General features: G+C 63.3%; 16 protein-coding genes and 1 pseudogene. 7 read left to right on the top strand and 10 right to left on the bottom strand.

Annotated features, from left to right (window positions below; translation table 11 throughout):
• The first annotated feature begins 55 nt into the window (after positions 1–55).
• A complete protein-coding gene (locus tag C6C15_RS10815) occupies positions 56–694 on the top strand; it encodes a TetR/AcrR family transcriptional regulator (RefSeq protein ID WP_105950068.1) in 639 nt (212 codons plus the stop codon).
• A gap of 212 nt (positions 695–906) precedes the next feature.
• Here C6C15_RS10815 and C6C15_RS10820 read toward each other — a convergent pair whose 3' ends face one another.
• Positions 907–1,182, bottom strand: a complete 276-nt coding sequence (locus C6C15_RS10820; RefSeq protein ID WP_105950069.1) for a helix-turn-helix domain-containing protein — start codon at positions 1,180–1,182, stop codon at positions 907–909.
• Positions 1,183–1,355: 173 nt separating this feature from the next.
• Between C6C15_RS10820 and C6C15_RS10825 the strand changes: the two genes are divergently transcribed.
• Positions 1,356–1,745 (top strand): hypothetical protein, encoded by a 390-nt coding sequence (locus C6C15_RS10825; protein WP_105950070.1) that lies wholly within the window; start codon positions 1,356–1,358, stop codon positions 1,743–1,745.
• Positions 1,746–2,994: 1,249 nt separating this feature from the next.
• Here the strand turns inward: C6C15_RS10825 and C6C15_RS17090 are convergent.
• The 5 genes from C6C15_RS17090 to C6C15_RS17095 all read right to left on the bottom strand — a co-directional run bounded on the left by C6C15_RS17090 (position 2,995) and on the right by C6C15_RS17095 (position 7,146).
• Complete coding sequence (locus C6C15_RS17090; protein ID WP_158698546.1) at positions 2,995–3,291, bottom strand: hypothetical protein; 297 nt, start codon at positions 3,289–3,291, stop codon at positions 2,995–2,997.
• A gap of 63 nt (positions 3,292–3,354) precedes the next feature.
• On the bottom strand, positions 3,355–4,503 hold the full coding sequence (locus tag C6C15_RS10835; RefSeq protein WP_105950071.1) for a DUF262 domain-containing protein: 1,149 nt from the start codon (positions 4,501–4,503) through the stop codon (positions 3,355–3,357).
• Entirely contained in the window at positions 4,500–5,288 is a 789-nt protein-coding gene (locus tag C6C15_RS10840; protein WP_105950072.1) for an FRG domain-containing protein, read from the bottom strand. The genes C6C15_RS10835 and C6C15_RS10840 overlap by 4 nt, the downstream gene beginning before the upstream one ends.
• 4 nt (positions 5,289–5,292) lie before the next feature.
• The gene (locus C6C15_RS10845; protein ID WP_105950073.1) at positions 5,293–6,789 is read right to left on the bottom strand and encodes a DNA cytosine methyltransferase; all 1,497 of its coding nucleotides are present in this window, start codon (positions 6,787–6,789) and stop codon (positions 5,293–5,295) included.
• A 171-nt stretch (positions 6,790–6,960) separates the two neighbouring features.
• Positions 6,961–7,146, bottom strand: coding sequence for a hypothetical protein (locus C6C15_RS17095; protein WP_158698548.1), 186 nt, complete (start codon positions 7,144–7,146; stop codon positions 6,961–6,963).
• Between the two features lie 253 nt (positions 7,147–7,399).
• On the opposite strand from C6C15_RS17095, the pseudogene C6C15_RS10850 reads away from it, so the two are divergent.
• Positions 7,400–7,765, top strand: a pseudogene (locus C6C15_RS10850) (hypothetical protein); the annotation flags it as partial.
• Positions 7,766–7,943: 178 nt separating this feature from the next.
• On the opposite strand, the gene C6C15_RS10855 reads toward C6C15_RS10850, so the two are convergent.
• The 3 genes from C6C15_RS10855 to C6C15_RS10860 all read right to left on the bottom strand — a co-directional run bounded on the left by C6C15_RS10855 (position 7,944) and on the right by C6C15_RS10860 (position 15,066).
• Positions 7,944–8,588: a hypothetical protein gene (locus tag C6C15_RS10855; protein ID WP_149085713.1), complete on the bottom strand. Its 645-nt coding sequence runs from the start codon at positions 8,586–8,588 to the stop codon at positions 7,944–7,946.
• Positions 8,589–8,590: 2 nt separating this feature from the next.
• The gene (locus tag C6C15_RS17100) at positions 8,591–9,592 is read right to left on the bottom strand and encodes a CFI-box-CTERM domain-containing protein (protein WP_126892908.1); all 1,002 of its coding nucleotides are present in this window, start codon (positions 9,590–9,592) and stop codon (positions 8,591–8,593) included.
• 86 nt (positions 9,593–9,678) lie between these two features.
• The gene (locus C6C15_RS10860; protein WP_105950076.1) at positions 9,679–15,066 is read right to left on the bottom strand and encodes a DUF3320 domain-containing protein; all 5,388 of its coding nucleotides are present in this window, start codon (positions 15,064–15,066) and stop codon (positions 9,679–9,681) included.
• Positions 15,067–15,347: 281 nt separating this feature from the next.
• On the opposite strand from C6C15_RS10860, the gene C6C15_RS10865 reads away from it, so the two are divergent.
• From C6C15_RS10865 to C6C15_RS10875, 3 genes are all read left to right on the top strand, one after another.
• Complete coding sequence (locus C6C15_RS10865) at positions 15,348–15,857, top strand: hypothetical protein (protein WP_105950077.1); 510 nt, start codon at positions 15,348–15,350, stop codon at positions 15,855–15,857.
• Positions 15,857–16,339: a hypothetical protein gene (locus C6C15_RS10870; RefSeq protein WP_105950078.1), complete on the top strand. Its 483-nt coding sequence runs from the start codon at positions 15,857–15,859 to the stop codon at positions 16,337–16,339. Before C6C15_RS10865 ends, C6C15_RS10870 begins: the two co-directional genes overlap by 1 nt.
• Positions 16,340–16,502: 163 nt before the next feature.
• Positions 16,503–17,072: a hypothetical protein gene (locus C6C15_RS10875; RefSeq protein ID WP_105950079.1), complete on the top strand. Its 570-nt coding sequence runs from the start codon at positions 16,503–16,505 to the stop codon at positions 17,070–17,072.
• 267 nt (positions 17,073–17,339) lie between these two features.
• On the opposite strand, the gene C6C15_RS10880 is transcribed toward C6C15_RS10875, so the two are convergent.
• Positions 17,340–18,518 carry a protein kinase family protein gene (locus tag C6C15_RS10880; RefSeq protein WP_158698549.1) on the bottom strand — a complete coding sequence of 393 codons (1,179 nt, stop codon included), beginning with the start codon at positions 18,516–18,518 and terminating at the stop codon, positions 17,340–17,342.
• Positions 18,519–18,612: 94 nt separating this feature from the next.
• Here C6C15_RS10880 and C6C15_RS10885 point away from each other — a divergent pair, with 94 nt between their 5' ends.
• On the top strand, positions 18,613–19,185 hold the full coding sequence (locus tag C6C15_RS10885) for a hypothetical protein (RefSeq protein WP_199787649.1): 573 nt from the start codon (positions 18,613–18,615) through the stop codon (positions 19,183–19,185).
• The last annotated feature ends 46 nt before the right edge of the window (positions 19,186–19,231 follow it).

Raw genomic sequence — 19,231 nt, forward strand, 5'->3', positions numbered from 1 at the left:
CAACGGCTTGTTGATCACGTGACCAATACAGGAATGTTCCTACACTGGAGGCACCATGTCAACATCCGATACGCGGCCACGGACCAGGAAGACGCCGGAGCAGCGCGCCGGCGAGATCTACGACGCCGCGATCGCGATCGCCAGGGAGAAGGGACTGTCCGCACTGACGCTGCGGGCGGTCGCCAGCAGGGCAGGGGTGGCGCCGGGGCTCGTCTCACACTACGCATCCAGCATGGATGAGTTGGTCGCGCGCACCTTCCGCGAGCTGACGGCATCCGAACTGGACGACGTCCGCACCCAGGCCGAGACCGAGAGCGAGCCGGCGGCACGGATGGCGCGGATGATCTCCACGGTTCTCAGCAGCGGTCACGACGACATCACGCTCGTGTGGGTAGACGCCTGGTCCCTCGGCCGCGGCAGCGCGGCGCTGTCGGCGGCCATCGACGAGCAGATGAGCGCCTGGCAGTCGTTCATCGCGCAGCTCATCGAGGAGGGCCGGCGCTCCGGGGCGTTCCGCACCGACGACACGGATGCCGTGGCCTGGCAGATCCTCGCCATGATCGACGGCATCGCAGCACATGCGCTGACCCGCCGCACCGACGCCGCGCTGTTCGCCGCTCGGTTGGCACAGGCCTGCGAGACGCTGGTCGGCGCGGCCCCGGGGAAGATCGCGGAGCTTCTTCCGACGCACTGACGGTCGCAGAGGGTTGCGGAGGGCGTGCCCTCTTCGTGCCTTCGGCGATCCCAGGAATGCAGAAGGGCCGGAACCTCTTACGAGATTCCGGCCCCAAAATGGTCGGGCTGACAGGATTTGAACCTGCGACCCCTTGTCGACAAGTGGCGCTCCGACAGCAGGAGACACTCAGAAAACTATGGCCCTATTTCGCTGAGCTGATCGGGCGATTCTCAATCGGGTACCGCCAGCGAAGGACCGCTGACGACACCTGCGAACTTCGCCATGTGAGTCAAATGTGAGACGTTGGGCGCCCAGTGGAAATCGCTGGCGGCCCACTTCCGAACGTCATCCGGGTAGTAGCGAACTAGAGCACCCCGTCGGGCGGATCGCGGTCCTTCGCCCTGACTCCGCCAGTTCCGAAGCGTCTGCTTCGCGATTCCGAGCATGCGCGCCGCCTCGGAGGATCTGAGCAAGACCGGCGGCACGGCCCTCCGACCTGGCGGCATCCGCGACGTCAATCCTCGCCGCGACCCTTTCCGCGATCGCTTGGACAAGGGGGCTCGATATCAATGCTGAGGTCCATAGACAAGGCTAACGACGCTCAACCACCGGCTTCAATCGCGGACGTCGACGCTTCGACGTACACTCGACTCCTCGGCCGGAGGAAGGACATCCGGCCATGCCAGCGCGAGGCCTCTCCCCTGCGGTGAAGCTCAGCGTCGCCCTCGACGCGATCTGCGCCCGCAATCGCTACGCGACCGACCCGGCGCCGGTACTCGCTGAACTGCGCGAAGTTGCTGGCGAGCAGCACGACGTTCTCGCTAAGGCGGTGGGCACCTGGGTAGGGTACTTCGAGGACAGCCGCACGGCGACGCTGTGCGCGGCCCTGCGCACGCTCCCGAACCTTGAGCCCTGGATCGAGCTTGGTCGGCACCGTCGGTCCGTCCCTGATCCGAGCACGCCCGCGCTGCTGGGCCACGGGCGGGCCGCCGCGCTCCCGCTGTACATCACCACGGACTCCACGATCCTGGACGCGGAAGGTGTGAGCGAGGCGCGAAAGGTCCGTTGACTCACGCGGAAACGAGGCGGCCCTCGATGTACGCGTTCTGACTGCGATGAAGTCGTTCTCGGCGGAGTCGCGGTAAATGGCCCGGAGGCCTTCCTGGTAGCGCACTTCCACACTCGCCATGTGGAGCCGAACACACTCCGCGGCGATGTCCCGATAGAGCATTCGCACGACGCCTTTGACTCCCGCCTTGCGGGGCTACCTGGTGTGACGCGACCTTGGTGAGCGGTAACTGTCCTCGAAGGTGAGCCAGAGTGCCTTGGCATGGAGCCGTGCGAGGTCGTCAAAGACCGGATCCGGGGACGGCAGGGGGAGGAGGTGGCCCCCGGGGGCCGTCAGCGGCGGCGGGTGCCACCTCGGGTCCACACACTGAGGACGAAGTCCCAGCGGGCGAGGCGTCGGCGGGCCTTCGTGGCATGCGCTCGGCACATCTCGGCGTGAGGATGATCGGAGTCATGCTGTCGAGCGAACCGGTCTCGGGCGAGCCATGTGGTCGCTGCGGCGTCTCAGCTACGGATCAGCCAGTCGGTGATGCGCATCAGGTCTCCTCCCCTCCCATGTGCCCTCACCAGGACACGAGGTTCGTGATGATCCGGTTCGCTGCGCTCTCGGCGGCCGCGTGCAGCTTCCTCCGGGCCTCGGCGAGAGTCATGGTGCCCTTCCACCGATCGCACTTGCGATGCATCAGGCGGGTGTTCGCGCGGCTGTACGGGGAGCCTCCCCGAGTACTGGCACGCCCTCATCGACCTCAGCTCGCATCGGGTGAGGGGCACAGCCAGCGCATCCCGCTCCCCCGCACCTCGGGCCATGAGCACCCGGAGTCGTCGTGAGCGACTTGTCTACGGCCCGGTCGCACAGTGCGCACACATGCCCGCTCGTTGGACACGGATCCGGACCTGGCGGCGACGATGGTCGTTCGCGTTCGCTGGGGCGCTTGCCGCTACCCACCCCCGAGAGTCTGGAAGCGGGCGATTCGAGCACCGAGAGCCATCCGAGGCACCCGCCTCGTCAACACCCGCAACTGATTCGCGAGTCTCCGAGCCGTCGAGGTCGCCTATCGCTCAACTGATGGGGCCGGGCTGCGGCTCGTGCATATTTGCAGACGACGTGGAGGGTTGTCCTCTGTCCGCATCGGCTGCTCCTGCAGCCGGTCACGCCCCCGGAGGACGCCATCCTTGCGGGGTCTCCCTCGCACCGCAGCCGATGGAGGACCACGACGGTCATGAACTCCCTGGAGGAGATCGCAAGTCAGCTACGGCGCCGTGGCCTCGTGCAGCGCACAATGGCGGCCGACGTTGAGGTAGTCCAGTGGCGGGACCGAGCCCAAGAAGCCGGGCGCAGCCTTGCTCGGCGGTATTCGACGCAAGGAGGCTGAGTTATCGTCGCCGTGCTGAAAAACTAGCCAGCGAACGAGCTCGAGCGGCAACTCCACACGATCCGGGTCGCCAACGCGATCAAGCGGATGCGCATAGCGATCGCGTTCGACTTTCCAGCGACTTCCGCCATGGAATGACGAAAGCCCCGCCAGATCGGCAAAGGCTTCGGTCATAGTTCAGGTGTAAGCACAGCTTAAGACGCTGCCAGGACCCATTTGACTCTTACTTTGAGTGACTCACTCCTCCGAGCCGTCTACATCAAGCGTGTCGTCGCTCATCCGCTCAAGCCCAAGCATCGGATCTTCCTCCGTCCCATCCAACACGAAGGCGCGCAAGATCTCCGCCCTTCGCGACAGCGCGGAACCGTCGTTCGTGGACTGTACGAGCAAGTTGTACTCACGCAGTCGCGCGTCTGCGCGCGTGGTGAAGAGCGTGCTGGAATCGTTGATCCGCGCGGCGCGGCGGCGTGCTTCCTCGAACGTCTGGAGCGCAGCAGGGCGAACTTCGCGGGCGAAGTCCACCTCTCGGAAGCACATGTAGTAGACCACGACAGTGCCTATCGAGCGAAGGAGAGGATCGTTCTCATCGAACGTATCGCACATCCTATTCAGCGTTTCGTTCGCCGCCTGCTCATAGCCGTCCATCGCGGCATCGCTGATCGATCGCCCCGGGTCGCGAGTGGCTCGAAAAAGGTCTAGTAGCGTCGCTGCCTTGGTATCCGACAGCCTGCCCTTAGTATCGAGCTGATGCTCGATGGCGAGGAATTTCGCAGCAAGCTCGCGATACTTATAGCGCGCGCTCCGAATCGGTGAGCGCTGGGTGAGTAGCTTGTGCTCCGCGAGGCGGTTGGCCGAATCTCGCGTAGGACTCTGGATAGAGTTGCGCTTCTCTGCGGCATTTAGCGCTGTCGCGGCGTTGAGCCGAGTGAACATTTCCTCCACGAGGTCGCCGCTGTTCGCATGGACGACTACAACTGGCAACACAAAACCCCAGAACCTCTCGGCCAGCTCCGGGTACCTCTCGTCGAGTTCTGAGAGAGTCATGCCACTCGCCTTGACGTCCTCGTCCTCGAAGAAGTAGAAGTCCTCGGCAAGTCTCAACGAGTCATCGGCGAACGCGAGAATGCTCTCTAGGCGCTGTTTGCCGTCGATCACCGCGTACTCGAAAGCAAGTCCGCTCGGAGAGACGCGCTTGTCCAGAACCTCTTCAAAATAGAGCTTAGGAAGGTCGAGTCCGTTGATGATGGAATCGATTAGGGTGGCCCGAGTGCCTGGCTTCCAGACCTCCCCCTCGCGCTGGTATGGAGGGTCGAGATCGACTACGGAGCGCATGCGGACGAACTTGGCTATCGTCAGCTCGCGCATCGGGATGGTGCGGATCCTCATGACGAGCTCCCGTAGTTCTTCTTGATTCGCTGCGAAATCCGGTCTAGGTCTCGGTAGATAGTCGATTCGTCGAAGCCGAGTGCGTCGAGTTGCGTCCGAATGTGAGGCTTAGCGTCGCCCGGGATATTGAAAGCTCGAACGGCTGCAGACTCCCGGAGTGGTTCAGGGTTCGCGCGACGAGGCTTTTGCTCGACGGTGAACGTGCCGGCCTGGAAACGGATGCGATCGAACAGCAGGGGCGCAACCACTGCCCTCGGGGTCTTCTGGATGCCACCGTCTTTGCCTGGAAGGTACTTGTCGAGGTCCTCATCAGAGCTAGACAGCAACCGCAAGTTCCCGTCGGCATCGCCGGCGTCGCGATTCAGCTTGGTGGGATTGAGGATGAACAGAGTGCCGTCGCGCGAGTCTTCGCTTCTGTGCTCCGCATCCGGTTCCTCGACGGCGAAAAACAGACCTACGAGCGGACTCTGAGACCAGTCGAGTAGGCGCGTGGGTAGCTCATGATGCTGCGCAAACGCGATCCAACCCCACTCGTCGAAGCCGTACTGTAGACCGGTCGCTGCCGCTTCGTGGCGGAAGCGCGCAAGCATGGTCTCTTCGTTCTCACGATGCGGGTCGTTGCGAAACGTCGAAGGCGACAGCTGCCAGTCCTGTCGCCGATGACCGCGGTACCAACGCTCTACACCATCGGCCGTTACCGTCGAGAGAATCGCAACGAGGTCCTCGACCGAACGTATCTCAGGTGGCTCGGATGTCGCCGTCGGCGTCGATTGTTCGTCGGTCACACGCTCAAGCTAGCAGAGCCTCCACTGCTGACCCGTCAACATCGACACCATCAGGAGCTCGCCGATCGGTTTCTCGCTCTTGGGTCATCGCAAGCGGCCGCGACTGTAGCGTTTCGATCAGCGCTTCTCCGATCGACGCAGCCACGTCAACGGCAACAGCGTTACCGATCACGCCCATCATTCGACTGCGCGATGTGGGGAACTCGTACTGGCGAGGGAATCCCTGAGCGAGCGCAGCCTCCCGAATCGTTAGGTAACGCACACTGCCGTCAAGCTGACGGATCATTGCCTCACCGCCCGCAACCCCGTGCACGCCTGCCTTGATCGTCTTGCTCGGAAGGTCGATGGGACTTCCGGTGTGGTTTGGGTACACGCGAGCGCCAGGGATGGCGATGTGATTTGGCCATCCCTTCGGCGAGGAAGCTTGGTTCGGTTCAGGAACCTGCGACAGAAGGTCGCGCAGCGTTCGCCAGGGCAACAGTTCAGGACCCTCGCTTCCCGCTGCGATTCGACGGAGCGATGCCAGGGCATGCTTCGGCTTTTCTGGTGGCGCTTTGATCCCGTGCCGCTCCCAGTACTCCCCCGTTATCCACTGATCGCGAAACAAAGCCGCGCGACTATGAGTACGTCCGATCCCGGGCCAGGCGGATCGATCTACGAGATCCGCTCGGATACCGATTAGGAAGACTCGCTTGCGGTTCTGGGCGACGCCGATGTCGGCTGCATCGATCTGATCTCGGAACACGTGGTAAAGATCGTCACCTCTGCTTCCGAGTATGCGTGAGTGGTGATCCGACCACAGCTCATCCGCGCTAGACGGCGCGATATCGGGTCGCCGCATCTGGTCTTGCACGTACTCGAGGTACGGCACGAAAGAAGCTCGTAGCAAGCCGGGAACGTTCTCGAAAACGACGAAAGGCGGCAGAAGGCGCCTGACCAGGTCCAGCGCGGCCGGGAACATGTTGCGTTCGTCAGCGTGTCCGGCGCTAGCACCCGCCAGGGAGAACGGCTGACATGGGGGGCCGCCGGCGATCAGTGTCACCGGTCCCAAGTCGGTCAGTTGCGGCAAGACCTCGCGAACATCCTGCTCGATGACTCGCGCTCGGTCCCACGTGGACTCAGATGCGTTATGCCGAAGAACAAGCGCCGCAGGCTTCCACCACTCAGCGAGCGCGAGATGACTGAACCCTGCTCGTTTCATCCCCAAAGCCATCCCGCCGCCACCAGCGAAAAGCTCGATAGAAGACAGGGCGAGAGTGCGGTCATCGCCAGACGGGGCGCCCCCAGCGGGAGCCATGTTGCGAGCCATCTGTCGCGGAACCTGCCCTCTCATGCTTGTCACGCCGGCACGGGAAATGCGCGTTCCGGCGACGCCCAGACTAATCGATCGCATGATCGGCCCGCTCAGATGTCCGACTCTGCTGTACCTTGCGAGGCCGTCCACGCCTCGGAAATGGCGAAATGGCCAGCGCGGGGCCTCAGGTCGCCAGACGCCACCCATCGACGGATGCGTCGCTCTGCGGATGCGAGCGCCGCCCCGCCCTGGATGCGCTGGGCCGCCTCGGTCAGCGTCAACCACGCTGTCATGCGGTCTCTCCCCTCTTGGGTGCCGCGACTGCGAGTACCTCGTCCTAGCGGTAGCGCCCGAGGATTCGCTCGAGGTCTCCTGCCTTCACCCAGCCGCGCACAGTGCCCGGTTCGCGTTGCACTCCACATTTTGTCCGCAGCCGCGGTCTCGATCACTCAGCGCCCGAGCGACGGCCTGCTCTTCGACATGCTCGCGCTCAGCGGCCATCGAATCGGGGAAGCGACCGCGCTCGAGATCAAGGACCTCGATCTCGACCACAAGCGCGCGCATCCACCGCACCTGGACGACCGATCGCGCCGGCCCGCGGAAGCCCGGCCCGGTGAAGGCATGGGAGAGGCGCTGACTCCCCCTCGCGGACTTCGTCGTCGAGGGGCTGCGCGCGATCGTCGTCGGATGCGACCCCGAGGACTTCCTCTTCGTGACCGTTCGCGGAGCCGCAGTGGACGGGAATACCTGGTACAACCGCGTCTGACTCAGGGCGCATCGAGTCGTCCATGCCGCTGTCGGCTACTCGGGGCACGACCGGCGACGTGTGGCGGCGACGAACGCGATCGCGGCAGGCGCGGACGTGAAGCTCGTTCAGCTCATGTTCGGGCATAAAGATGCGACGGAAACGCTGAACACCTACTCGCACCTCTGGCCGAATCGTGTCGACGAGGTGATCGGAGCTGTCGAGCGCCGCCGAGCCACAGCTCTCGCCCTCGGGCAGCTTCGCGCCATCTACCCCGCTCGCGGATTCCCATGTGAGACGCATGTGAGACGGGCGCTTCCCGGACGCAGGGCGGGCATAAAAAGCCCCGGAGGTCCGCGTGTTTCTGCGGTTCTCCGGGGCTTATCGGTGGGCTGTTGGCACAACCCGCTGTGGCAAGGCTACGTACGTCGAACGTGAGGCCACTTTCCCATGAACCCCTCACCATTTTCCTGTGGTGCCGCCAGCCTCCGCAGCATCGTCCGGGCACGGGGACCAGTCCCGCTCCTGGGCAGTCAGACTACGGCCTGGTCACAGCTCCCGCGCCGGTTGACCATAGGTCTGCCTACGCGGTCACGCAGACGACGGATGCCGCTGGCTAGGAATGCTTCGAGATCTCGTCCACACTGATGGGAGCCTCATAGCTTCGACGCTCCCAGCGCAGTCCTACGGAGTCAGTGAACCGGACAACACCTTTACTCTCGGCGGGAGCGAAGAAGTCGACGAAGGGAACCGTCGCCGCTAGCGAGAAAGTCTGGGACACGCTTCCGAGGTCCTGCATGCTCTTCACCTCTGTGACACGCTCACCGTTCTTGACAGCCCACACCTCGAGCTGGGAGATGAGCAGCCCGCTGGTGTTCTGAACTTCCACCGTCGCTCCGTGGGTCAAGCCACCGCTGAACTCACCCCGCCACGACACGACTACCGCGAGAGCCTGCCTCATGACATCTCGCTGGTGGGCTAGTTCGAAGGTCGCTCGCTCATACTCCGCGGTCTTCTGTGCTGCGTCGGCAGCGTTGGCCGCATGCTCGGCCGATTTCTCGCCGACCCGCGCTGCGTCTCGAGCGGCGGTAGCGGCACGCCACGCGGCGACAGCGGCGAAGAGGCCGACGACGGCGGCAATTACAGACACTGCCAGCCCCAGTATTGCGAGGAACTCGTCGCCCACCACCTCCACTTGAACGGGCGGCGCCGCCATCGCGAACGGAGCGCTAGTAGGAGAAGGAAAAGGGCCGAAGATCACGGTCACAGTCTGCCAACACCATTCTTCGCGAACGTCCGTTCGACGCCTGAGCGAATGCATGTTCTCCTCGGTGCTGCGAGTCCATCGGTAGCGCGGGTGACCTCATCATCCCTGCCTCCGTCATTGGAACGAAGACGGTCCACCACAAAGTCGAGCATTCCTCGAATCCGAGCACTCAGTCTCTTGTGCCTTGGCAGTCGTCTAGCTAGCGAGGGGCTAAGCGCGTAGTACGTTGCGATGAAAGTTCGGCCAAGCGCCGTGCGCCGAAGGCGTTCGTCTCGGAACTCACGAAGCACCATCACCTCAGGCGCGTCGTAGCTTCCGTAGACGGCCGTAGCGATGTAGCACCCGCCTGTCGACTTCGGGGTCGCTGCAGACGTATCAACTGTTTCTCGCACGTTGGTTGCGCGAAGGTCGGCAACGATTTGCCGATATGGCCTAGGAAGCACGTAGTTGGGGTTCCCTGAAAAGTCGCGAAGCCGCGATGCGCACGACTCCTCTGTCTGCAAAGCGCCGAGAACGTCTGCCAGATCGTCTTGCGGCGGGTATGGCAACTGCTCGTACAGCCTCGCTGCGTCGTAACGCTCGTAGACAGAAACGGCGGCCCTAATGAGGGCGACCGCCCCTCGGGCATCACCGCCGCAGAGAGTTGTTTTCCACAAGTTCCTGAGGTTGCCGAGGTCAAAGTGGCCTTCTAGCCGAAAGGACTCGATGAGCTTCTCTGCGGACGCGAGGTACTCACCTCTGCGCTTCATAGCTGTGGCTTCGAGCCGGAGAGCCGCAGGATCGGAGTAAGTGAAGAGCATGCTCGGCTCAGCGCCAGACGAAGCCGCAAGTCCCCACCCGAGCTTTCCCGATGCTCTGTCAGCATCGGACATCTGTGTGAGCGTGACCGTCTCAGTCAAGCCTTCGTTGATGTAGGGCATTGCGGCTGTATCCAGCTCAGTTGCGAATGCACTCACGAGGGCCTTGAGCTTCTCGACCTGTGTGCTGTCGTACACCATCGCCTATTCCTTTCCTACTCGCGCGAGAACTTTGCCTCGAGCTGCTGCCATCATCATCGAAGTCCGTAGGCCGATGGCCGACTGCGTCACTTAGCTGGTGGTGCCGACAAGGTATCGCCGGATTCGGCGAGAACCCCGCGGGCAACGGCGCGGTCGACAGCTGCATTCACGCGCTGGTCTACGATGGCGCCCGTCCGCGTCCAGCCGAACTGGCGCGCGATGGCGTTCACCACCTCTGAACGTGACGCTCCACCGACGTCTCGTACGAGCATCTCGGCGGCGAGCGCGAACTCGTCGAGGTGGACCTGGTCTGGCTTGCGGTTGTGGTCGCGTGACCGCACCTTGGTTACCGCGCGGTCTTTCACATCGACGAAATCGCCTTCTCGGGCGAGGCCCGCTTTGGTGATGGCTAGGTCGATGTTTTCCTTGAGTCGAGCGGTGACTCGCCCGACGGACCACCATTCTCGGATCCGCTCGCTGACGGTGTCGAGGTGCACAGGGCCTTCAACCAGGACGAGCGCCCTGAGGGGTTCAACCAGGTGGAGATGGTTGCCGGGCTCTGCTGGCTGAACCCAGTAGGGCAACGCGACCGGTTCCGCCTCGATGTAGTCGACAGCCCAGGTGAAGGGCACTTCGACTTCCGCCGCGGTCGTCTCAACCGTCGCGCGCGGAATTGTGAAGTTCCGCTTACGGGTCGCAGTTCCCGTGACCGCGGCTTCGATGGCCGCCCGGAGGCGTTCTTCTTCCTGATGACGGTCTCGGTACCATCCGGTGCCCCAGATCCGGTGGAGGGTCCACCCGAGGCCTGAGAGCACTTGGTCCCTGAGCCGATCCCGGTCACGTGCGGCGGGTGCCGAGTGGTACTGGTAGCCGTCGCACTCGACGCCGAGGGCGAAGGAGCCGGGCTTGGCGGGGTGTCGCACACCGATGTCGATGCGGAAGCCTGCGGCCCCCACTTGGGGCTCCACGACATAGCCCCAGGACTGTATCGCCCGGATTACGGATTCTTCGAACGGGGAGTCCGGCATGAGCCCCGTCACTGAGGCTTGCGTGCCGAGTACAGAGATGCCTCTGCGTGCGAAGTCTAGATACGAGCGCAGGGCTTCAACGTTCTCATTCGTGGATTGTGGGATATCGCCTGCGTCTATGGATGCGACGACCTCGATGCGTTGCCTTGCGCGTGTGACTCCCACGTTGAGGCGACGCCATCCCCTGTCTTTATTGAGGACACCGAAGTTGGTGGAGATCTTGCCCGCTTCGTCTGGGCCGTACCCGATGGAGAAGACGATGACGTCGCGTTCGTCACCTTGAACCGACTCGAGCGACCTGACGAAGAATCCATTGAGTCGGTCGCTCTTGTCGAAATGAGGATCGAGATCTCTGTGCTGCCCACGAAGCTCGTCGACCGCGGCCACGACGGCGTCGGCCTGCGCGACGGAGAAGGTGACGACGCCGAGGGAGAGCCCGGGTCTTGTCCGGTAGTGCTGAATGACTCTTTCGGCGACGGCTTTGGCTTCCTTCGGGTTGTCTGCTCCCCCGCCTCGGCGATACATCCCGTCTACGTGGAAGAACTCGACTCCGACGTCTGGTCCTTCGTCCTGCGCGGACGGGTAGGTGACGAGGTGCCCCTCGTAGAACCGGTAGTTCGAGAAGGCGATGAGGGCTTCGTGACGTGACCTGTAGTGCCATCTGAGGCCCAGGTTTCGGAAGGCACCGGAGGACTTGGCGAGTTCGAGGATCGAGGTGAAGTCTTTGACGTCCGAGTCCTCTTCGTCGGAGTCGTCGGATTCCACCGCCCGTTCGAAGAATTGCGACGGTGGAAGCTGCTTGTCGTCGCCGGCGAGGATGAAGGATCTGCCGCGGTAGATGCAGTTGATGGAGTCGCCCGGGGTGACCTGGGATGCCTCGTCGAAGATGACGACGTCGAACTTCAGGTCGTGCGGAAGGTACTGCGAGACCGCCAGTGGAGACATCATGAAAACGGGCTTGATGGCTTGAATCGCGGTGCGCGCCTGGGTGATGAGGTTGCGAACCGCCATGTGGCGTTTCTGCTTCATGCCCTCCCGCCGGATGAGGGCGGGCTCTCCCAGCGAGGTGTTCGCGGGCCGCCGCGTGTTCGCGGACTGGATGATGTCGCTGGTGGCTGCTGCGACGATCTCTCGGTCGAGCTTCTGGAACTCGGCGACGAGGGCTTCTCGGTCTGCGGCGAGTAGTGGATGCAAGCGGGTGTCAGTTCGAATGTGCTCGTCCGCCCACGCGCGCAGCAATGCACGCTCGATGACTTTCGGAACGTCCGCAGCCTGCAAGCGCTGCTCGATACAGAAGTTGACGGTCTCATCGAGGTCGAGTTCGCGAAGCTCGGCGCGGATTGCCTGATAGTCGAACCACTCCTGTTGACCGATGGTGTCGGACTGGAAGTCGATCAGAAGCTCGAAGGCAGTCACGAAGTCGCCGAAGTCCTCCCTCAGCTCGTCCGTCCGCGACGAGTCGAACGCGTTGAGGATCTCGTCGCGCGCGCTCTCCCACTTGCGGAGGACAGACTCAAGGCTGCCTACGGGAGAGGACTGGACCAGAGCAGAAACTTGGTGGGGCGATAGCGCAGCGCCCGCAAGCTCGCGAACTCTCCCCGCCCATCCCAGGGCCACGTCCACGACGGTGAGGTCGGTGCGGGCGCCTTGGTAAAGGTCTCCGAACTGGGCGCTCAGGTCGGTCGTCGCCAAGTCCAGCTCTCGCGTACAAGCGCGCACATCCTGGACTGCAGCGATGACCGCGTCAGCATCTTCAAGAGTGTGATCTCTGCCGGTGTGGGCTGACACCGACTCGATCCGCTCAGCGGCGCTCCTCATGGGGGCGACGTGCGTGGACAGCCACGCGACCGAAGTCGCCGGTTGCTCGACGAGCAGTTCCGGTCGCCCGGCCAGAGCAGGAGGCGATGCAACAGTTGCTCGCCAGTTGACGAGCTCGAGACGCACGGACTCCGCAACTGCCGCCTCAGCGGGGTCAACCGTCGCGGAAGCCAGGTAGGCGACCGTCGAGCGAGAGACCATGTCACCGCTGAGAGTTATGGCTTCCTCGGCCGCTCCGAGGTATCGGTCGACCGCTTCCCAGTCGGTGGACCGTCCCTGCCACCATCGCCCGAGCAGATGCCCGGAGGCGACGCCGGCGGCCTCGAACTTTCCGACGGCATCGGACCAGGCGATGGCATCCGAAAGGTGGGCGATGCCTGACTTCACCTCCTTCGCGTCGGCGAGGAGCGCTCCGAGCGCCTTCTTGTCGGTACGGTACGCGCCGGACAGTTTTCGGAGTCCGGTGTGGAGGTTGGCGAAGCGCTCCTGGAGATCCCGCAGCGGTGCCGTGAGAGCGCTCGGGGTGAAAAGTCCGCTCGCTTGTGATTCGCTTCGCTCGAGCGCGAGAGCTTCGAGACGAAGAGTGTTTGCGGCTTCGCGGGCTGCGTGGAGACCGGAGGCTGTGAGCCAAGCGGCTTCGATGCCGGGGAACTCGCGATGTATTTCAGTGATGCGCACGACACGGTCTGCGTCAGCGAAGGAAAGAGGGGTGCCCACCCCGACGAGGTGCGCGAGGTTGCCGACGGCGTTGATCGCGGCTGTGAGCGATACCGCCCTGGCTGCGAAGGAGTCTGCGGTGCCTCTCAGCGTCTGCGCGGTGAGCCCGGCGAGGTCAACTGCCCCGCGAACGGCGATGGCCTCCGAGTGCGCGGGGAAGTCGATGGGCAGCTGCTCGTGGCCGACACCCGCCAGTTCGAGAACGAGGTCAGCAGCGCGCTGGTACGTGGTGACCAGATCGCCTAGGCGTTGACGATCTGCGTGGATGGAAGTCTGGTCGACTGCGGTCAGCCATGCATCGTTGACGAAGCCGGGACGGTGAACGTGTTGGAGATCCAGCAACTCCATCAACGTCGTCGTTTGGCGAGGCGTGCGCAGTCCGAACGAATCGACGACATCGTCATTGAGGCGAATCGTGCCTTGGAGCTCTTCCAGGGCGCTGACTGCGGAATAGAGGCGAGATTCGAGCGAGGAGGGATCCGTGACAGCGCGCCAAAGGAAAGTCGAGCCTTGCGCAGCGGGGCGCCATGTTCGTTCAAGGCGACTGAGAGTGTCGCCGAGTGCTGCGCGCCCCTCTTCTGACAGTTGGAGAGGTGGGCGACCCGGAGCGGGAGCAACGGGCACGTGGACGAGCTCGGCGAGTTCACCAAGGACATCGTGAAGCGATGCCTGCAGTGGTGAGCGAAGCTCGTTCATCGCCAGCGCGTAGGAGTTGAGTCGGCGGCGACGGTCTTCAAGGGCTGAGCGAGATGGGGCGCTCATCGCGTGGGGCGGTTGGGCGACGTTGTCGAGGGTGCGAAGGAGTTCGGATGCGACGTCTTTGCGGTTTGTCTTGTGAGAGTGCAGCTCGAGCAGGTAACTCTCGAGACCGCTGTCTTTGAGGCGGTTCTTCACCACATCGAGTGCGGCGATTTTCTCCGAGACGAAGAGCACCGACTTGCCGGCGTGCATGAGCGCGCCGATCATGTTGGCGATGGTTTGAGACTTCCCCGTTCCTGGCGGTCCGTCCATCACGAAGCTGCGTCCGGCCAAGGCGGCTGCGACAGCGGCACGTTGAGAGGAGTCCGCGTCGAGCACGAGCGGTGTGCGCTCCGGCGGGGCGACCTCGTCGATGTCGGCGGGATCAACAGGGTCGAACTGGAACTCATCGCTCTGACTCGTGGGACCGCCGTTCGCCAGTGCACGGACCACCGGGTGTTCGAGGATGGTCGCTTCGTTGTCGAGGAGGTCCTTATACATGGCCTCCTTGGCGAAGGAGAATGTGGCGAGATGAACTTCCGGCTCCAAGCTCCAGTCCTTGAAATCCTTCGCCTTGCCGAGTTCTGCGGTGAAGCGGGACAGGATCTCCGAGACGGTCAGCCCCTCGACCTCTTCGTACGTCGGAAGAGTGATCCCGAACTCGTTGAGGCGCAGCGGAAGGGCAGGGTTGAGGACGGCGTCGTCCTCACCGCCCTTGATCCTCGGGGTAGCTCGAGGCCCTTCCGGGACCAACTCAACGGGGAGCAGGTAGAGCGGACTGGTCATGTCCGTCTTGTCTACGTCTTGCCACTTCAGCATGCCGAAAGCGACGTAGAGCACGGAGAGGCCGCGGTCGAGGAACTCTTCGTTCGCGCGGCGCATCAGAGTGCGGACCACAGGACCGATCTCCGCGTCTGCGCGAGGAACGTGAAGAAGCGGCCCGGAGCGTGCCGGGCGCGCTTCGCCGCTGTTCGCGTCGATGATGTCGCCGACGAAGCTCTGCAGCTTTCCGGAACGGAGCAGTTCGAGGATGGCGTCCGCGGAGGGAGCATCGAAGCTCAGCGAGGATGTCCTGGGAGCCTTGAACCGAAGGAGACGGCTTCGTCGATCCAGTCCGATGAGCCCCTCGCGCCATGTCTTCAACGCAGCACGAGTCTCGGTGGTAGTGCCCATGTCGCCCCTCCAGTGTGCCGTCGGCCGACGGTGAACCCTCACCCGACGCGATGCTTCCCCACATCGTATCGACGCGGCCGCCTCACCCGGAGAAGAAGCTTCTCCGCTCACCCCGTCGCCCGGCAGACGCACACTGTGTGATGCCAGATTCCACCTCCAGGCGCTGAGCTCACCCACGCACAACGCGCAACAAGCGTCGAAGCAGCGACCCCACGAAGGTTTCACACCGTATGGTGCACTGTATGTTGGTGGAGTACAGCACTTGAAGTAGGATCTGCAACATGAGCAACCTCATCACCATCGACGTACCGTCGGAAATCGCCGACGAAGTGCGAAGGTTCGCGGCTTTTCTCATCACCGACCAGCCGAACCGCCTCCCACGAACAGCCGTTCCGGACGACGGGATTCCCGACTATCCGCTATGGCCTGACGAACAAGTCGAGCGGTTCGCATCAGCCCCCACGACGACAGCGCGTGTTTACGTCAAGATCATGGATGCCGTCGTAGAGCACGGCGCGGCGGGCCAGTGGCTCAGCATCGCTGAACTGGCGGAGTGGACCGGACAGACGCCATCGGTGATCTCGACTTTCCGCACACACCTCTACCGCTACATCAACGCGCACCTGCCAGAGGGAACACTCGCGCCGTTCACGAGGGCAACCGGCCAAGACCTCCGCCCGGCCCGAGGACGCGAGGTCTACTACCGCATCAGCCCCGCATGCGCCGAGCAGTGGACGCGATTGCGCGGCGAAATCGAGAGAACGAGCCTCTTCGCTGGTAAGGAGTCCTAATGGTCCTCTTCAAAGACATGCTCATCGACACGCCCTACCCGATCCTCGACATCGAAGACCGCGGCGATGACAAGGATCCACTGACAAGCGAATGCACCTACTGTCGCCGCGAAGAGTGGGGACGGAACCACAGCACGCAGGACATCGTCGTGGTCCGTCGCTGGCGTGAACGCAGCGTCTGGGCCCCCGACCTCGACGGGCTCGCCAATGGCGGCTGGTTCGAATGGCGTTGCTCAAAGCACCCGTACAGATGGGAGAGTTCGCCGTACGCCGCGAATGCCCCCGACCGTCTCCGTCCAGCACCAAGTGCGCGGTGTGAGCACGTCAGCCTCGGGGACCGGTGTCGGACGCGGACGGGCGAGAACTTCGATGGCCAGTGGCTTTGCAGCGAGCACTCCACATCGGTCGTCGCGCGACTCCGGATCGAGGAGCGCATGCGCGAGATCGGCGAAGCAATCGCCGAGTCGGACCAGCACATGTGAAGCAGATGGTGGTGCCGCGTACGGCCCCACAGCACGCATGCATGCCCCCGGCAAATAGCGCAGCGCCGCGCTCGTCGTCGTCGTCGAACGTGGCCGTCACCTCACTGACGAGGGCGCTCCGACCCCAGTCCCGATGGAGCTCTACGACGGATAGGCTCACGGCATGACGATGGTCGAGCCGCCTCCTCTGGATCCGCTGACCGGAGACGAGAAGTTACTCGGACTTGACGCGTCGGTGTCTGACTTCTGGCGGTTCGCGTTGCCCGACGTGACGACGAACAATGTCCGTGGGTGGCTGGCCGAGTACCTTGTGTGGCGTGCCACCGGGGTCGAGCGGCCGGTGCGCGTCGAGTGGGACGCGTTCGACGTCCTGTGGGGCGACATCCGCATCGAGGTGAAGTCCAGCGCATTCGTGCAGCGGTGGGCGCAGCGCCAACCGTCCACGCTCGCATTCTCAGGTCTTCGTGGAAAGCTCCTCGACCCTGTGACGAACACATACGCCGCCGAGTCGACCTACAACGCCGACGTGTACGTTCTCGCCGCGAATCTCGCCGGGCGAGAGCAGTTCGATCAACTCGACATCGGGAATTGGCGATTCGCCGTGGTCTCGCGCGTTGCGCTAGAGGCAACTGGGCAGTCAACTCTCACCTGGGTGCGAGCGCAACAGCTCGCTACCGCGGTCGTCGGTTACGACGGCCTCGCGGCGGCGATCCAAGAGGCCGCCACGGGTTAGTGTTCGGGCCGGAGGCGTCGACGGGCGAGCTCCAACTCGTCACACCCGCTGATACCTCCAGGTTCGGGAGATCATCAAGGTTGTTCCGGGTGGCGGGCTTTCAGTCTGTTCGCCTGCCTGACGCGCGCCCTGAGCAACGCGTACTTACGTGCGCTTCTCCCGCCACTGCGCGAAGTCGAAGCGAACCCGAGATGCGATGTCACCGTTTTTCGCCGACCGGCAGAGATCATCCCTTCCGAAAGCCCACTGCACTGCGGACGGGCGATGCTAGACGCTGGCTTCGGCGGACGCAGAGAGAGGCGCCTCCAGAGCCTCAACGGCTGAGATCATGTCGGCGATGGAGCCAAACCGCGCGGACTCGTCGAGACTGGTCGCGCGGTTCACAATGTCACCGACCGGGCCGCTGGCGACACCCAGTCGGGTCTTGCCAGTGAAGATGAACGAGATGATTACCCCTGCGGCGTAGATGTCGTTTGTGGGCTTGAAGTCTCTGAAGGATTCCAGGAGCGGGTCGATGATCGATCCCTTCATCTCCGTCTCCGTCCGCGTGAACTCAGAGTCCCGATGCTTGTGCAGTCCGAAGTCTGACAGCTTCACGAGCACGGCGCCCATGTCGTACTTCTTGATGAGGATGTTGTTGCGGCTGATGTCCCGATGGAGCGTGCCGCGGAGGTGGAGGTAGTTGAGCCCGTACAGGAACTGGAGGGTCACACGCTTGCGTGTTGGCCAGGTGATAGTGGAATTCCCCTTACGTATGTACTCGCCCAAGGTCTCATCGCAGTACTCCATGGTGAATGAGTTGCGGTTCGGATCGTAGTCATAGGCCTCGACGATGTAGGGGAAACGGATTGACCGCAGCAGTTCGAATTCTGCTCGGAAGCGAGCGAGGTCTCGCTCGGAGATGTTGGCCTTGGCTCGCTTCACCGCGAACGTTTCGTTGTACAGTGCGTCGTCGTACTTGTGTACCAGCGCGAAGGAACCTTCCCCGACGAGTGTGAGGACCGGCGGGGCATCGCTCCTGCGTTGTGGAGCTGGCGCTGAGGTGAACATCACGGCCTCGTAGCGCTCGATCTCTATTCGTTCGACTGAGTCCGGGATCGGACTTCCTCCCGAGTAGACCAGGAACGATTTGCACTCTTCGATGAGCTTTCTGTAGTCCTCGCGCACCTCGAAGGTCACACCGGCACGCTTGAGCGATTTCCTCATGTCGCTGATCTGCTGGATCAGGTCCATGAGGTCACGACTGTCGCCCGCGTTGAAGTGACGCCCAATGGTCATCTTCGTGTTCATGAACCGGAAGTGGCCGTTGAGCCTCTCGTGTAGGACCGCGAAGATGCCATCGAGCGGTGGGGCCTCCGCTGAATACAACGCCAGGTATTCCGGCTCGGCATCATCGGGGTCGATATCTGTCGCCAGCCCGCGCGCGACATCGTCCAGCGTGACCATATGCTCATCCTGGCAGAACGGGAGCGGGCGCCTCGGTACCGCAGCGTTCGCTGAAGCAGCGTCAGCGCTGCCGCCGGTACGAGAGACTGGGCGGATGACCACCCTGCCTGACATCACTCTCCTGCCGGTTCGGCACCTGCTACAGCTAGAGGCGAGGGTCGTGCATGAACTTCGGCGGCGCGACCTGGTACGGACGAACAACAAGCCGTTGGGCGATATCGCAGAGCACGTTGTCTGGCTGGCCCGTGGCGGAGTACTGGAACCCAACTCGACCAAGTCGCACGACATCACCACCGCCGCTGGCTGGCGCATCCAGGTGAAGGCGATGGCCAACCGCGCAGCCGGGCCCGGCGCGCGCTTTAGCCCGTTCCGGAGCGCGGACTACGACACCGCAGTGTTCCTCGTTTTCGGTGCCGAGTTCGACATCGTTGAGGCCATTGAAGTCGAAGCGGCCCTGATCGAGGAGCGCGTGCGGTTCGTCGCGCACGTCGCGGGCCGCCAGCCCAGCCTCACCCAGGTGCGCGCGCTCGGCAACGACGTGACCGCAGAGATGCAGTCGGCGTATGAGCAAATCGATGATCAGCCGCTTGCGGGGCGCGACAGCGTCCGCTCTGGCCAGGCGGGCGACGGCGCCGGCCCTGGCGAAGTTCGTCGGCAGAGGCCTTAGGCGTCCGAGAGACAACGGATTCCCGCGCCGTTGCGGCACTGTCGGC

Source organism: Microbacterium sp. str. 'China' (genome assembly GCF_002993305.1).
Lineage (GTDB): Bacteria > Actinomycetota > Actinomycetes > Actinomycetales > Microbacteriaceae > Microbacterium > Microbacterium paraoxydans.